Annotated in this window: 14 protein-coding genes; 8 read left to right on the top strand and 6 right to left on the bottom strand. The window is 36.0% G+C overall.

Features of this window, described 5'->3' with window-relative positions:
- A complete protein-coding gene (locus K9M53_RS12435) occupies positions 1 to 528 on the top strand; it encodes a GNAT family N-acetyltransferase (protein WP_224015340.1) in 528 nt (175 codons plus the stop codon).
- On the opposite strand, the gene K9M53_RS12430 is transcribed toward K9M53_RS12435, so the two are convergent.
- From K9M53_RS12430 to K9M53_RS12420, 3 genes are all read right to left on the bottom strand, one after another.
- Positions 525 to 962 carry a hypothetical protein gene (locus tag K9M53_RS12430; RefSeq protein WP_224015338.1) on the bottom strand — a complete coding sequence of 146 codons (438 nt, stop codon included), beginning with the start codon at positions 960 to 962 and terminating at the stop codon, positions 525 to 527. The genes K9M53_RS12435 and K9M53_RS12430 overlap by 4 nt on opposite strands.
- 133 nt (positions 963 to 1,095) lie before the next feature.
- Complete coding sequence (gene rsmG, locus K9M53_RS12425) at positions 1,096 to 1,716, bottom strand: 16S rRNA (guanine(527)-N(7))-methyltransferase RsmG (RefSeq protein ID WP_224015336.1); 621 nt, start codon at positions 1,714 to 1,716, stop codon at positions 1,096 to 1,098.
- A complete protein-coding gene (locus K9M53_RS12420) occupies positions 1,707 to 2,765 on the bottom strand; it encodes a glycosyltransferase (RefSeq protein ID WP_224015334.1) in 1,059 nt (352 codons plus the stop codon). Before K9M53_RS12420 ends, rsmG begins: the two co-directional genes overlap by 10 nt.
- A 232-nt stretch (positions 2,766 to 2,997) precedes the next feature.
- On the opposite strand from K9M53_RS12420, the gene tgt reads away from it, so the two are divergent.
- The 6 genes from tgt to K9M53_RS12390 all read left to right on the top strand — a co-directional run bounded on the left by tgt (position 2,998) and on the right by K9M53_RS12390 (position 8,548).
- Positions 2,998 to 4,137 (top strand): tRNA guanosine(34) transglycosylase Tgt, encoded by a 1,140-nt coding sequence (tgt, locus tag K9M53_RS12415; RefSeq protein ID WP_224015332.1) that lies wholly within the window; start codon positions 2,998 to 3,000, stop codon positions 4,135 to 4,137.
- An 88-nt stretch (positions 4,138 to 4,225) separates the two neighbouring features.
- A complete protein-coding gene (locus K9M53_RS12410; protein ID WP_224015330.1) occupies positions 4,226 to 4,945 on the top strand; it encodes an OmpA family protein in 720 nt (239 codons plus the stop codon).
- 72 nt (positions 4,946 to 5,017) lie between these two features.
- Positions 5,018 to 6,109, top strand: a complete 1,092-nt coding sequence (locus tag K9M53_RS12405) for an LptF/LptG family permease (protein ID WP_224015329.1) — start codon at positions 5,018 to 5,020, stop codon at positions 6,107 to 6,109.
- 100 nt (positions 6,110 to 6,209) lie between these two features.
- Complete coding sequence (locus K9M53_RS12400; RefSeq protein ID WP_224015327.1) at positions 6,210 to 6,650, top strand: MarR family winged helix-turn-helix transcriptional regulator; 441 nt, start codon at positions 6,210 to 6,212, stop codon at positions 6,648 to 6,650.
- Positions 6,651 to 6,703: 53 nt separating this feature from the next.
- A complete protein-coding gene (locus tag K9M53_RS12395; protein ID WP_224015325.1) occupies positions 6,704 to 7,969 on the top strand; it encodes an MFS transporter in 1,266 nt (421 codons plus the stop codon).
- Between the two features lie 15 nt (positions 7,970 to 7,984).
- The gene (locus K9M53_RS12390) at positions 7,985 to 8,548 is read left to right on the top strand and encodes a cysteine hydrolase family protein (RefSeq protein ID WP_224015323.1); all 564 of its coding nucleotides are present in this window, start codon (positions 7,985 to 7,987) and stop codon (positions 8,546 to 8,548) included.
- 104 nt (positions 8,549 to 8,652) lie between these two features.
- On the opposite strand, the gene proC is transcribed toward K9M53_RS12390, so the two are convergent.
- The 3 genes from proC to purL all read right to left on the bottom strand — a co-directional run bounded on the left by proC (position 8,653) and on the right by purL (position 12,788).
- Positions 8,653 to 9,447, bottom strand: a complete 795-nt coding sequence (proC, locus tag K9M53_RS12385) for a pyrroline-5-carboxylate reductase (protein WP_224015321.1) — start codon at positions 9,445 to 9,447, stop codon at positions 8,653 to 8,655.
- Between the two features lies 1 nt (position 9,448).
- Positions 9,449 to 10,456: a glycosyltransferase family 9 protein gene (locus tag K9M53_RS12380; RefSeq protein ID WP_224015320.1), complete on the bottom strand. Its 1,008-nt coding sequence runs from the start codon at positions 10,454 to 10,456 to the stop codon at positions 9,449 to 9,451.
- 91 nt (positions 10,457 to 10,547) lie between these two features.
- Positions 10,548 to 12,788 carry a phosphoribosylformylglycinamidine synthase subunit PurL gene (gene purL, locus K9M53_RS12375; RefSeq protein WP_224015317.1) on the bottom strand — a complete coding sequence of 747 codons (2,241 nt, stop codon included), beginning with the start codon at positions 12,786 to 12,788 and terminating at the stop codon, positions 10,548 to 10,550.
- A 97-nt stretch (positions 12,789 to 12,885) separates the two neighbouring features.
- Here purL and K9M53_RS12370 point away from each other — a divergent pair, with 97 nt between their 5' ends.
- Positions 12,886 to 14,154 (top strand): hypothetical protein, encoded by a 1,269-nt coding sequence (locus tag K9M53_RS12370; protein WP_224015315.1) that lies wholly within the window; start codon positions 12,886 to 12,888, stop codon positions 14,152 to 14,154.
- Positions 14,155 to 14,270: the final 116 nt, after the last annotated feature.

The raw sequence follows: 14,270 nt of genomic DNA, 5'->3' as shown, positions 1-14,270 counted from the left end.
TTGACGAATAATATCATCATACAAAAAATAGAAGTTACCGACGCTGAAGTTTTATCTGCTTTAGCAAAACAAACCTTTTATGATACATTTACCGGAACCTGTACAGAAGAAGATATGCAGGGTTTCCTGGAACAATATTTTAATGTTGTGCAAATAACAAAAGAATTGGAAGAAAAGGATAGTTTCAATTTTTTTGCGATGATCGATAATGCTCCTGCAGGGTATATCCGCTTTAAACAAGATGATGAAAGCTTTCCGCAAATAAATAAATGGAAGGCAATAGAATTAAAGCGATTGTATATTCAAAAAAAATTTCACGGAAAAGGAATTGCACAACAATTAATGGGATTGTTTTTGGATCATGCAGTTAGCAATAAATACGAAGCTGCGTGGCTCGGCGTATGGGAATTTAATTTTAGAGCGCAAAAATTTTATGGTAAGTATGGCTTTATAGATTCGGGTTACAGACACGATTTCCCGATTGGCAATACCCCGCAAACAGATCTATGGTTTTGGAAATTCTTTTAAGCTGCAACAGCTAAGTTTACAAAGCTAAAAACAATGGTAGTATTCCCAATGGTATGTACATTTATAGAAATACAGCCTCCTGCTTTTTGGGCAATATCCTGCAATTTTTCTATTTCTCTTTTATTTAAATAAACATCAAATGGTTTATTGTTCTTGGCATGTATCAATACCACATCATGGAATCTTTTGGCAGTAAGCCAGATGCAATTGTTCTCGGAATTTATGATGAGCATATTGATAATAGAATCAATGACGCCAGAAAGATGCGTTCCATTAATATTAGCCACTATCTTCTCATCGATATCATTTACCAATAACGTTTTTTTATCGGTAGCAATAGGTAAATAGGATTGAAGTATTTTGCTCACCAATCGATGCAGATTGTGTTCATTCTTTTCTTCTGTCGAAGAAATTTGGGTTAGTTCGAAATTCATAGATATTGAATATTTGTGCAATAGCTCTTCGTTAAAAACGAATATGCAAATTGACAAATAAGTCAACACATAGGGAATAGATGATTTACTTTATATGTGTAGCGATAACTTTCATTGTTGTGTAGAAAAACATCTACTTAAGTGGAACCTGTAACATATACTTTTCCTTGAAAAATGCTTCTGTATATAGGCTTTCAAGCTCCCAGATCAGTGGTTTGCAACCGCTTTCGGCAATTTCTTTAGAAAGATCGCCTCCTTTTAAACATATTAAGCCAGAGGTAGAGGTATTGTTTTTTTTGAGCAAAGGCTTGCTCCAGTTCCATAAATCTTTTAAGGGCGCAACTGCTCTTGAAACCACTATATCAAACTTTTTATCTTTAATATCTTCCACACGGGTATGTTGAGTAGTGATGTTTTTTATGTTGGTAGCAGCAGCAACGGCATCTATTACTTTTAGTTTTTTTTGAATACTGTCAACCAAATGAAAATGAACATCAGGAAAAAATATTGCTAATGGTACGCCGGGAAAACCACCACCACAACCCAGGTCCATTATTTGCATGCCCGGGGTAAAATCAAATTGTGTTGCAATTGCCAGAGAGTGTAGCACATGATGCTCATAAAAGTTATCGATGTCTTTGCGGGAGATCACATTTATTTTTTCATTCCATTCAGTATACAGATCTTTTAATGCAGCAAATTGCTGAAGCTGTGTTTCAGAAAAGTCATCAAAATATTTTAAAACTATTTCCACGATTGCTTAGGCTTTTTTACAATAGATGCTGCAAAGATGAGGTAATAAAAAAACATCCATATATCAAAGAAAAGAAAAGCAGGGTAGAGGTCCTGTTCATTTAGTTTTTTCATTGCGGGGTATAAAACAATTGCCTGTATCAAAAAGCGAACGCCAAAAACTATTAATGCCAATTGCCAGCAATAAAAAATTAAAGAGGCAGCCAGCAGCGGATAAAATACAAATTGTGAAAAGCTGTATGCCCCTAATAGAAATTTGTGCTTTGGCTTATAGTATTTTCCTGTACTGTAATGGCGTTGCTTTTGCTTTTTCCATTGGCTCCATGTTTTAACAGGAGCGCTTAAAGTAAAAGCATCTTTATCGATATTTATTTTAGTATTTGTTTTAGTGGCAGCCATATTAATAAAAAGGTCATCATCTCCGCTGGGTATATGATTGTGCGCCGAAAAGCCTTTGTGTCGAAAGAAAATTGTTTTTTTATAGCTTAAATTTCTACCAACGCCCATGTAAGGAATACCGGCCAATGCATAACTGAAATATTGCAAAGCAGTATGAAAGGTTTCCCAGCGAACCAATTTATTTAATAAGCCTTTTGTTTTATGAAAAGCGCCGTAACCTAATACGATCTCCGTATCATCGTCAAATGTTTGTTGCATTTTGTCGATCCATAATTCACTGGCGGGAACGCAGTCTGCATCTGTTAATAAAACAATTTCATACTTGGCTGCTTTTATGCCGATGCTTAAAGGAAATTTTTTTCCCGGAATTAATTTAGCTTCCTGCTTTAATTCAACAATGTTCAATTGGCGAAACTGGCGTTGTAATTCTTCCAATACATATTTGCTGTCATCAAATGAATTATCATTTACTACGATAATCTCGTGCGTAGTACGATATTGCTGCAATAAAGAACCGGGCAGATTTTTTGCTAAATTTGCCGCTTCATCCCTGGCGCAAATAATTACAGTTACAGGATGTGTTTGTGAAATGTCCTTTTTGTGTGTTTTATATAATGCCAGCCGCACATATAGCACTAAATAATACAACACTTGAATAAAAGTAAAAAAACAAAAGCAGTAAAAAAGAATTGGTTGCCAGTGCAGGTGCATCATGCCGCAAAAATAGCGGTATGCGATCTAAAATTATCTTTTTGTTACCAACAATTTCGGCTTTGTTCAGCATTGTTGTGTCACTCACTTGAACAGCATACCATTGTCGAACAAAATTCTAAATTCCCAATAACTAATCCTAAATTGATGGTTTAATTTGTGTAATTAATTTATGTCTTCTTTACAATTTCAACTTCAGCATACCAATACAGATTCCAAGGCCAGGGCAGGAAAAATCATAACTGATCATGGCGAAATTGAGACGCCGATATTTATGCCTGTAGGAACGGTAGGAAGCGTAAAAGCTGTAACACAACAACAGTTAAATGCAGATGTGCAGGCACAAATCATTTTAGGAAATACCTATCATTTGTATTTACGGCCTGGTTTAGATGTACTGGAAACTTCGGGCGGACTGCATAAATTCAATGGGTGGCACAAGCCCATATTGACAGATAGTGGCGGCTACCAGGTTTTTTCTTTGGCTAACAATAGAAAGATCACCGAAGAAGGAGTGATCTTTCAATCGCATATAGATGGCAGCAAACATTTGTTTACTCCTGAAAATGTAATGGATATCCAGCGCAGCATTGGCGGCGATATTATTATGGCATTCGATGAATGCCCGCCTTATCCCAGCGAATATAAATATGCCAAAGACAGTATGGAGCTTACGCATCGCTGGTTAGACAGGTGCTTTACCCGTTTTAATGCCACACCTGACAGGTACGGCTATACGCAAAATTTATTTCCTATTGTTCAAGGGAGTACCTATAAGGATCTAAGAATTGCATCAGCAGAATTTATAGCTTCTAAAAATGCAGCAGGCAATGCTATTGGTGGCTTAAGTGTGGGAGAGCCAACTGAAATGATGTATGAATTTACTTCTTTATGTGCCGATATCCTGCCTCTAGATAAACCCCGCTACTTAATGGGCGTAGGCACTCCGTGGAATATTTTGGAATGTATTGCACTGGGAATAGATATGTTTGATTGCGTGATGCCGACACGCAATGGAAGAAATGCTATGTTGTTTACGTCTAAAGGTGTAATTAATATTGATAATAAAAAATGGGAAAAGGATTTTTCTGTGATCGATGATGGAATTGATTGCGAAATGAGTAATTATTATAGTAAAGCATATCTTCGTCACCTGGTAAAATCAAAGGAGATACTGGCATTGACAATTGCGAGCGTACATAATCTGGCTTTTTATTTATGGCTGGTAAAGCAGGCTCGTAAACATATTATAGAAGGCGATTTTATTTCATGGAAAAATAACATGGTTTTAAACTTGCAACAACGATTGTAGTCTGGCATTAGTTAAAAATGGCATAATAATTGAAAAAATGCCAAAAGTTATTTTTGATATTATAATTTTAAGACTTAATAAAGATGATATGAAACTGAAATTTTCTGTTTTAGCTGTTTTACTTTTTATTTCTGCAACAATGTTTGCTCAAACTCCGGTAACACCGGCTAACTTGCCAAAGGATGCAAAAATTGATGTAACAGTACACGATGATAAAAATGATAAGCCATTGCAAAATGAGATCGTTATTTTTAAAAGCCAGATAAATGGTACGGAATACCAGGGACAGACAGATGCCGGTGGTAAATTTTCATTGCGCTTACCTGCCGGGGATAAATACGATTATTTTATATTAGGCTTTCATGATTCTTTACAAAATAATGTATTGGATATTCCGGCTTTAGGTCCTAACAAATATTATTCTAAACCTTTTACCATCGACATTTCCTTTACACCTGCCAGTTCTTTTGTAATACAAGGCTGTAATTTTGAAACAGGTAAAGCAGCCTTGGAAGAAGAATCATTTGCCGTGTTGGATGAATTGGTTTCTTATCTTCAACGTAAAGAAAATGAAGTGATAGAAATAGACGGTTATACTGATAATGTTGGGAAGGCGGCAGATAACTTGGTATTATCACAAAACAGGGCAAATACAGTAAGAGACTATTTAGTGTCAAAAGGCATTGCAGCCACCAGGGTTAGTGCAAAAGGTTTTGGAATGAGTAATCCTGTTGATGATAATAAAACCGCAGAAGGAAGAGCCAACAACCGACGCATAGAAGTAAAAACATTAAGCACCGATAACTAATTAACGAAAGCCGCAATTTGCGGCTTTTTTCATGTCCTGCTTCTTTTGGGTTACTTTTGCAGGCATACGTTTATGAAGAAGATAGACAGCTATATACTCAAAAAATTTCTTACCACTTTTTTCTTCTGTTTGTTATTGTTTACAGCCATCGTGGTGGTGGTAGATATTAGTGAGAAAACCGAAGATTTTGTTCGCATAAAATTTTCTTTCTGGCAGCTGGTCACTAATTATTACATTGGTTTTATTCCGCATATTGATGCCATGCTCTTTCCATTATTTGTATTTATATCCGTAATATTTTTTACTTCCAGGATGGCCGACAGATCGGAGGTGGTAGCAATATTAAGCAGTGGCGTTAGTTACAGAAGATTTTTATTTCCTTATTGGATCGGCAGTATTTTTTTAGCGTTGTTGTTGTGGGTGGGCTATCAATACACATTACCCAAAGCAAATAAAATATGGGGAGATTTTTTGACCAGGTATATTGATTCGCAGAACAGCGGTTCTGTTGATTTGAACAGGCCGGCGAATATTTATTTTAAAGGTGCCGATAATTCTTATATCGGGCTACGTTCTTATGATGCCATATATAGGAATGGATCTACTTTCTTCGTTCAGCAATTTGCCGATAATAAATTGAAATATGATCTGCGGGCGCAGTCTATTTCATGGGATACCATAAAAAAGCAATGGACACTAAATCAGGTGGTGGAACATTATTTTACAGGTGAAAAAGAAAGAATAGTACGAACATCGGTCATGAAAAAAAAATACGATTTTAAACCGGAAGATCTTCATAGCGATGATTATTTTAAAGATAGGCTAACTTCAAGTGAGTTGAATTCCTATATTAATAAAAGCAGGTTAAGCGGATCAGAAATTGTAAAATCTTTATTGCTCGAAAAATATAACCGGGATGCTATTCCTGCATCCATTATTATACTGACCATTATTGCTGTTTCTTTGGCATCACGTAAAACCCGTGGTGGTAGCGGATTAAACTTAGGAGTGGGCGTTATATTAAGCGTATTATATGTGCTGTCGAGCCGCTTCTCCGTGGTATTTGCCGAAAAGGGAAACTTTACTCCCTGGTTAGCAGCATGGACACCCAATATTATATTCGGAGCATTGGCGTATTACCTCTATAAAAGAGCCATGCGATAATTTTCTTGTAAACAGACTGTTAATTGCCAAACAATCTTTAGACGTGCTTGTTTATTATAGTTAAATTTGTAAGGTAAACTTACAAGTTTACTTTACTAAAATGCCAACAAAAACTGAAGAGCAACAATTAGCTTCTGATTTACGTACTGTTATACGCAGGCTTATAATGAAACTGCGTAGCAAATCGGATGTAAACGGTAAACTTTCTCTCACTGAACATTCCACACTTTCCCTGCTCGATCATCATAAAGAACTAACACCGAGTGAACTGGCTACAATGGAAAAGATCACTACGCAATCAATGTCGCAAATAATAAATCATTTGGTTGAACTTGAATATATAAACAGGAAACCTTCTAAAACAGATAAACGTAAGTCGATCATTACCCTTTCAAAAAAAGGGCAACAGGTTTTATACACGGTTCGTGATGAGCGGGACATATGGTTAAGTAAAGCTTTAAAAGAAACCTGTTCTGCCCAGGAGTTGCAATTATTGCAGAAAGCAATAAACTCCTTAACCAAATTGGTGAATTATGATTAATAATTGTAATGGTTCAGTTTTTGAAGCGTTACAATTGTGAGAACGAATAATATATGAAGATCACTACATTCAAAGCTTTTAAAAGTCGTAATTATCGGCTGTTTTTTGCAGGACAATCAATTTCATTGATAGGAACGTGGATGCAAAAAACCGCTGTAAGCTGGGTAATTTATTCCCTTACTCATTCAAAGTTTATGTTGGGAGTTACTTTATTCGCTACCATGTTCCCATCATTTTTATTTTCTTTTATAGGTGGAATTGCTGCGGATAGGTATGATCGCTACAAACTGCTTTTAGCAACACAGATAGTATCTATGGTGCAGGCATTATTGCTGACCGTATTGATATTTTTAGGATATTATTCCGTTACAGGAATAATTGTATTGAGCGTTTTATTAGGAGTTGTTAATGCATTTGATGTGCCTGCACGCCAATCGTTGGTGTATGAAATGGTAGATGATAAAAATGACTTGCCGAATGCGTTAGCATTAAATTCATCGATGGTTAACCTGTCCAGATTGATCGGTCCGGGCATTGCAGGTATTGCTATTGAAAAATTAGGAGATGCAGTTTGTTTTGGATTGAACGCCTTGAGCTTTTTGGCTGTGATCGTTTCCTTATTAATGATGAAACTGCCTAAGCGTGCCATGAAGCCAAAAACAAAGAATGCTTTTGCCGATTTCAAAGAAGGATTTACTTATATAAAACAAACTCCTGAAATAGCATTTATAATTATCATGCTCGGTCTAATAAGTTTGTTGGTACTTCCCTTTGCAACACTAATACCTGTATATGCAAAAGATATTTTTCATGGAACGGCCTCTACGTTTGGTGTAATTGATAGTGTGATCGGCTTAGGTGCTTTTTCGGGTGCTATCTTTTTAGCATCCTTAAAACCGGGTACTGAATTACGAAAAATTTTAACCATCAATACTTTTGTTTTCGGTATTGGATTGGTGTTGTTTTCGCATTGTACCAATTATCCATTCGCATTATTATTTGCTGCTATAGGCGCATTTGGAATGATGTCGCAGGTGACTATCAGCAATACCATTATACAAACCACTGTAAGTGCAGATATGCGGGGAAGAATAATCAGTTTTTATGCTATGGCTTTTTTTGGGTTAACGCCTTTAGGAGGCTTGATCGTAGGCTCTGTATCGCAATGGATAGATGTTCAAAATACAGTACTGGCAGAAGGCATTCTGGCAATACTTATAGGTATTCTGCATCTGCGCTTTATTAGAAAACAAAAACTAAAACAGTCTGTAGAAAAAATGATCTCCAAACAGCCTGTTGAAGTTGCAATAGAAGTATAACCTAAACACTTTAATATGATTACCACACTTGACAAAAACACCGCTTTGATTTTGATCGACCTTCAAAAAGGAGTTGCAGGGTTACCCACTGCACATACAATGGGTACTATCTTAAACAATTCGGCAAAATTGGTAGCTGCTTTTCGAAAAGCAAATTTGCCGATCGTAATAGTAAATGTAAATCCTGCCGGCGCAGCATGGACAAAAACACGTAAAGAACCCAATCCTGTTCCCAATCGTGCTTTTAAAGAAGATTGGCTGGAGATCGTACCTGAAATACAAACACAACCTGGTGATATTTTTATAACCAAGCATACCTGGGGCGCTTTTTTTGAAACCAAGCTTCACGAAGCTTTACAGGAAAAAAATGTTACAGGGATTGTTATTGCCGGTGTAGCTACAAGTATTGGCGTAGAAGGTACAGCAAGACAGGCAAGCGAATTAGGCTATAATATTTCTTTTGTAAAAGATGCAATGACAGATATGTTTCCCGAAGCACACGATAACAGTTTAAAACATATTTTTCCTCGAATGGGAGAGATAGGAGATACCGTTGATGTTATTGAAAAATTAGCATAGAATTTTGTTACAAACTTTTGTTCCTTGATGTGACATCGTTGTGAATTGGTTCTCTTGTCCAATTGTTTCACTGAAAGAATTGGATAAGCTTTGCTTGAAAAGAATTATCCCTTTAATATCTTATCATAACTCGCCGCAATTCCTTTTATCAAAGAAGAACTGAAACCCTGATGTTCCATTTCGTTTAAACCTGCTATCGTACAGCCTTTTGGAGTAGTTACTTTGTCAATTTCCTGTTCAGGATGAGTGCCTTTTTGCAATAATAATTCCGCTGCGCCTTTTACGGTTTGTGCAACGATGGTGTTTGCAGTATTTGCATCAAAACCAATTTCAATACCACCTTGAATGTTGGCACGAATATAACGCATGGCATAGGCAGTTCCGCAAGCGCCTAGTACAGTAGCAGCATCCATTAATTTTTCGTCAATGCTTACTTCTTTGCCTAATGTAGCAAACAACTCTTTTACGTATTTGATTTGTTCATCGCTTGCATTTTTCTGACTGATGCAGGTAATGCTTTGTTGAATAGCGATCGCCGTGTTAGGCATAGCACGAAAAACAGGTAATTTCTTTTTGGTGATTTCTTCAATATCAGCAATAGAAACGCCCGTTATAACAGAAACCAGTATATGCTTTGCCGTTAGTTCTTTTTTTAATCCGCTTAATACATCTGCAATCTGGAAAGGCTTAACTGCCAAAATGATCAATTCGCTTTTACGTACAGCTTCTGCATTATCGCTGATAACAGCAATACCTTTGTCTTTTAATGACTTTAAGGTGCTTACATTTCTTTTGGTAACGATAATATCAGCAGCTTTTGCAAACTTGCTTTTCAATATTCCTTCTGCAATGGCGCTACCTAAATTTCCTCCGCCTATGATGGCTATTTTCTTACTCATATCATTTTTTTAATCGTTCATTTACTTTTTGTACAATGTTGTCTATGTTTTGCAATTCCATGCATTTAAAATGTCCAAGCGGGCATTTTTTCTTTCCAAATTTGCTGCATGGCTGGCACCATAAACCCGGCACTATAATATTTTCGTAAGGTAATTTATTTTGAGTAGATAAAAAACGGCTGCCGTAATAGGGCTCTACATCCAGCTTTGGCGTAGTGCCACCCCAAATCGCCAATACTTGCTTATTAAAAGCACAGGCGATATATTGCAAGCCTGTATCATGAGAGATTACCAATTTTGAACGTCTTACTAAGTCTGCAGATTCATTCAAATTAAACTTACCGCAAGCGTTATAAATTTTTACAGGATCAACAGCCGCAATTTCCCTTCCATTTTTTTCATCGTCTTTTCCTCCTAATAAAATAATAGGATGATCGATCTTATTACACAGCTCTTTTAATTTATGTACGGGTAATTTTTTTGTAAAATATGATGCACCGATAACAATCGCTATAAAGCCTGCTAAATGAGAAGTAGGAATATCTTTTTGCGGAACAATATCCTTTTCAGGAATAAAATAATCCAATCCAAAACCATCATCTTTCACTCCAAAACTTTCAACCGTTTGCAAGCTGCGTTTAGTAATATGAATACCTGGCATCAGGTTAATACGCAATTTCGTCAACAGGAATTTTTGCGTATTAAGTTTATTAATGGTGTTCGACTTTACTTTTAGCGCAGTCTTAATTCTTAATGTGCGGATATTATTATGTAGGTCGATGATGTAATCGTAGTTTTCTTCTTTTAGATCTTCGATCAGCTCATCCATATTATTGTTGTAATAAAAAAACTTATCAATGTATGGATTGGCTTCAGTAACTATTTTGAAAGATGATTTGGTAAGAAAGTGAACTTCAGCATCTGTTACCTGTTGCTTGAGGCAACGCAGTACAGGAGATGCCAGCACAATGTCGCCAATAGAAGAAAGTCTTATTACGAGAAACTTCATCTTGCAGTACACTATTTTTATTAATTACACGAATTTAAAAACTGTCCGATGTAGTTAATTAGTGTAATTCGATTTGATTCGTGAAATAAAATTACAAAGCACTTAACGCATGTTCTGATTCATGCACGGCTAACAAATTACCAATTGCATTATCATATTTATCTTTCCACTCAGCAATATTCCCCCAATTGGTATCATCTATAATTATTTCGCCCGATGTTACAGTGCCTAATTTTTCAAAAGCAATATTTTTTCCTTTTAGGAAAGATTCAATTTTAGCGATATCTTCTTTTTTAACAGAAACAACTACACGGCTTTGCGCTTCTCCAAACCAATAAGCATCTTTGCGTATATCCGTTGCCGCTTGTTTTACATCAACGCCTAAACAATTAGTAAAGCCGCTTTCTATCAATGTAATAAATAAACCACCATCGCTGATATCATGTGCAGATGAAATTAATTTATCTTTTATTAATGAGCTGATAGCTTGTTGCAATGCAAACTCTTCATCAATATCAAAGTGCGGAGCAGGACTATGTTCTACGCCGTGTATCTTATGTAAATATTCAGATGAATTAATATCATTCCTGCTTTTGCCAATTAAATAAATGGCATCGCCGCATTCTTTAAAATTCAATGTCATCTTATCATTCACACTATCCATTACGCCTACCATACCAATTGTTGGTGTAGGATAAACAGCGCCATCAGGCGATTGATTGTAAAAGCTAACATTACCACCGGTGACAGGAGTATCAAACTTTTTACAAGCTTCTCCCATTCCTTTAATTGCTTCTGTAAATTGATAATATACTTCCGGGTTATAAGGGTTGCCAAAGTTCAAACAGTTGGTAACACCGATTGGTTGTCCGCCACTGCAAACAATATTTCTTGCAGCTTCAGCAACAGCGATCATTGCACCTTTATATGGATCAGCATACACATAACGGCTGTTACAATCGGTAGTCAATGCCAAACCTTTATCAGTAGGTTTAGCAATAACAACAGCCGCATCACTTGGAGCGTTTGTACCTACTGTGCCTGCACCAACAGTGCTATCATATTGCACATATATCCAACGTTTAGATGCAATACTTGGAATTTGAATTAACTGCTCTGCAACTTCTTTTAAATTTTTAGGTTCACCAATTGAATCAATTTTAAATGATTCCACTTTATCTAAATAAGAAGGCCTGGTAAACTCTCTTGTGTATTGTGGAGCGCCGCCGCCCAATACCAATTCTTCTGCTGGTAATGATGCTTCCAGTTCTCCATTCATATAAAAATTCAATATGCCATCTTCTGTTACTGTTCCAATTTCACTGCAAGGCAGATCCCATTTATCAAACACTTTTAACACCGCCTCTTCTTTTCCTTTTTCTACTACCATCAACATTCTTTCCTGGCTTTCACTTAATAATAATTCCCAGGCTTTCATGTTATTTTGTCGTGCAGGAACTTTATCCAAATGAATATTCATTCCTACGTTTCCTTTAGCACTCATTTCAGATGTAGAACAAATAATTCCGGCAGCACCCATATCCTGCATTCCAACAACAGCGCCGGTTTTGATTACTTCCAAACAAGCTTCCAATAATTTTTTTTCTTGAAACGGATCACCTACCTGTACAGCAGGTAGATCTTCCACACTATCTTCTGTAATATTTGCAGATGCGAAAGAAGCACCGCCAATACCATCCTTACCAGTTGCACTACCAACAAAGAAAACAGGATTGCCCGTTCCTTTTGCAGTAGCAGAAATTGTTTCACCATTTTTTAATGTGCCAACGCTCATTGCATTCACTAACGGGTTCGTATGATAGCAGTTTTCAAAGTATATTTCGCCACCAACAGTTGGTACGCCAAAACAATTTCCGTAATGACCAATACCATGCACCACACCTGCTAACAGATGTTGCGTTTTCGCTTCTTTTAAATTCCCGAAACGAAGAGAATTTAAAGAAGCAATAGGACGAGCGCCCATGGTGAAAATATCACGGTGAATACCGCCCACGCCGGTAGCCGCCCCTTGAAAGGGTTCAATAGCTGAAGGGTGATTATGACTTTCTATTTTAAACACCACACCATAACCATCGCCAATGTCCATCACACCGGCATTCTCTTCACCGGCTTTTACCAGCATTTTCTTTCCTTCACGAGGTAACGTTTTCAGCCATTTAATAGAATTTTTATAGCTGCAGTGTTCGCTCCACATGGCGCTAAAGCAACACAGTTCAGTGAAATTTGGAGTGCGTCCAAGCTTTTGTTTTATCAGTTCAAACTCTTCGGCAGTAAGGCGAAGTTCTTCGGCGGTTTTAACGGTTATGTCCATATATTTTAAGAAAACGCAAAAGTACGTTGCTATTTCTTTTTTATGTTAGGTTGATGGTAAATATTTTAACTATCTTCCCACACAAAAATTTTCTGCTTTGGGCTACTTATTGTTTTTCATTTACCTGTTGGTATTTGCATGGGTGCTTGTAAAAATTCCATTTATCAAAAATGCGGGGATAAGCACTAGAATCATATTGCTGATTTTTATACTAAAAGTAATTGCAGGTGTAGTGAACGGATGGCAACTAGCACATGTAAATTACCTGGCAGATGTGTGGATCTATCATAATGAAGGGGTGAAGGAATATCATCTTTTATTCTCCAATCCGAAAGAATATTTTCTCAACTTTTTTCAATCTAATTATTCTACTTACGGAAGTTTTAATGCTACTACTAATTCCTATTGGAATGATCTGAAAAGTAATGTGATGATCAAGCTCGATTCTTTATTTGATATATTGAGTTTTGGTAATTACTATGTAAATACTGTATTCTATAATTTCATTGTGTTCTTTGGCGGTATTGCTTTGTTCAGAATTTTTACTGATGTATACAATAATAGAAAATGTGAATTGATCGTAGCCTGCTTTCTTTTACCATCCTTATTATACTTTGGTAGCAGCATTCATAAAGATGGATTAATATTATTGGCGATCAGTGGAATTGTATATCATATTCATCAATCATTAAAAACAAGCAGAATAAGTATTAGTGCTATTATCACTATTTTGATTGCATCCGTATTTATTTTCTTTTTACGTAGTTATATTTTGCTAATGTTACTGCCTGCCGTAGTAGCGTGGATTCTATCTTACTATAATAAAAGAAAAACGCTTTTGGTTTTTTCGTGCATCTATATAATTGGAATAGTAGTATTTTTTAATGCTGATAAAATAAACTCACGATTTAGCCTACCCGAAAAAGTGGTAACAAAACAAAAAGATTTTTTATTGCTTCCGGCATCATCAACCAATATTCCTGTAAATGAATTACAACCAACATTTAAGAGCTTTTTTGGAAATGCACCGCAAGCAATTAATCATTCTTTAATGCGCCCATCGATTAAAGACGCATTTCATTATGCTAAATATTTATTTCCATTTGCGGGAGAAGTTTTTATATATGAATTATTGTTGCTTGCTTCTATTCTCTTTATTATAAAATTCAGGAAGTTTAATCCTGATCCATTGATTGCGTTTTGTCTGTTTTTTGCCTTATCAATCTGTTTGATAATAGGATATACAATACCGGTAATAGGTGCTGTCATTCGATACCGTTCTATTTATCTTCCTTTTTTAATAGCACCAGTTTTATGTAATGTAAACTGGAGGTTTTGGAATAAGCACAGTCAAATTAAAAATTAATATATGTTTTAAATTTCACTGATTTTTAATCTTTTTTCAAAGATTTATAAAACTTTTATTGCTAATCACTCAAATATTTATATTTATTTATTAGCTTCAACCTCATTTTTGTCCCA

The sequence above is a fragment of the Ferruginibacter albus genome, from assembly GCF_020042285.1.
Lineage (GTDB): Bacteria > Bacteroidota > Bacteroidia > Chitinophagales > Chitinophagaceae > Ferruginibacter > Ferruginibacter albus.
The sequence above is the reverse complement of the archived record's forward strand: the minus strand, read 5'-3'. Positions and strand labels throughout refer to the sequence as shown.

Coding starts and splice junctions, on each gene's coding strand:
- purL (WP_224015317.1), bottom strand. CDS start 12,788: ATGGACATAACCGTTAAAACCGCCGAAGAACTTCGCCTTACTGCCGAA.
- K9M53_RS12390 (WP_224015323.1), top strand. CDS start 7,985: ATGATTACCACACTTGACAAAAACACCGCTTTGATTTTGATCGACCTT.
- K9M53_RS12395 (WP_224015325.1), top strand. CDS start 6,704: ATGAAGATCACTACATTCAAAGCTTTTAAAAGTCGTAATTATCGGCTG.
- K9M53_RS12430 (WP_224015338.1), bottom strand. CDS start 962: ATGAATTTCGAACTAACCCAAATTTCTTCGACAGAAGAAAAGAATGAA.
- K9M53_RS12410 (WP_224015330.1), top strand. CDS start 4,226: ATGAAACTGAAATTTTCTGTTTTAGCTGTTTTACTTTTTATTTCTGCA.
- tgt (WP_224015332.1), top strand. CDS start 2,998: ATGTCTTCTTTACAATTTCAACTTCAGCATACCAATACAGATTCCAAG.
- K9M53_RS12380 (WP_224015320.1), bottom strand. CDS start 10,456: ATGAAGTTTCTCGTAATAAGACTTTCTTCTATTGGCGACATTGTGCTG.
- proC (WP_224015321.1), bottom strand. CDS start 9,447: ATGAGTAAGAAAATAGCCATCATAGGCGGAGGAAATTTAGGTAGCGCC.
- K9M53_RS12405 (WP_224015329.1), top strand. CDS start 5,018: ATGAAGAAGATAGACAGCTATATACTCAAAAAATTTCTTACCACTTTT.
- K9M53_RS12400 (WP_224015327.1), top strand. CDS start 6,210: ATGCCAACAAAAACTGAAGAGCAACAATTAGCTTCTGATTTACGTACT.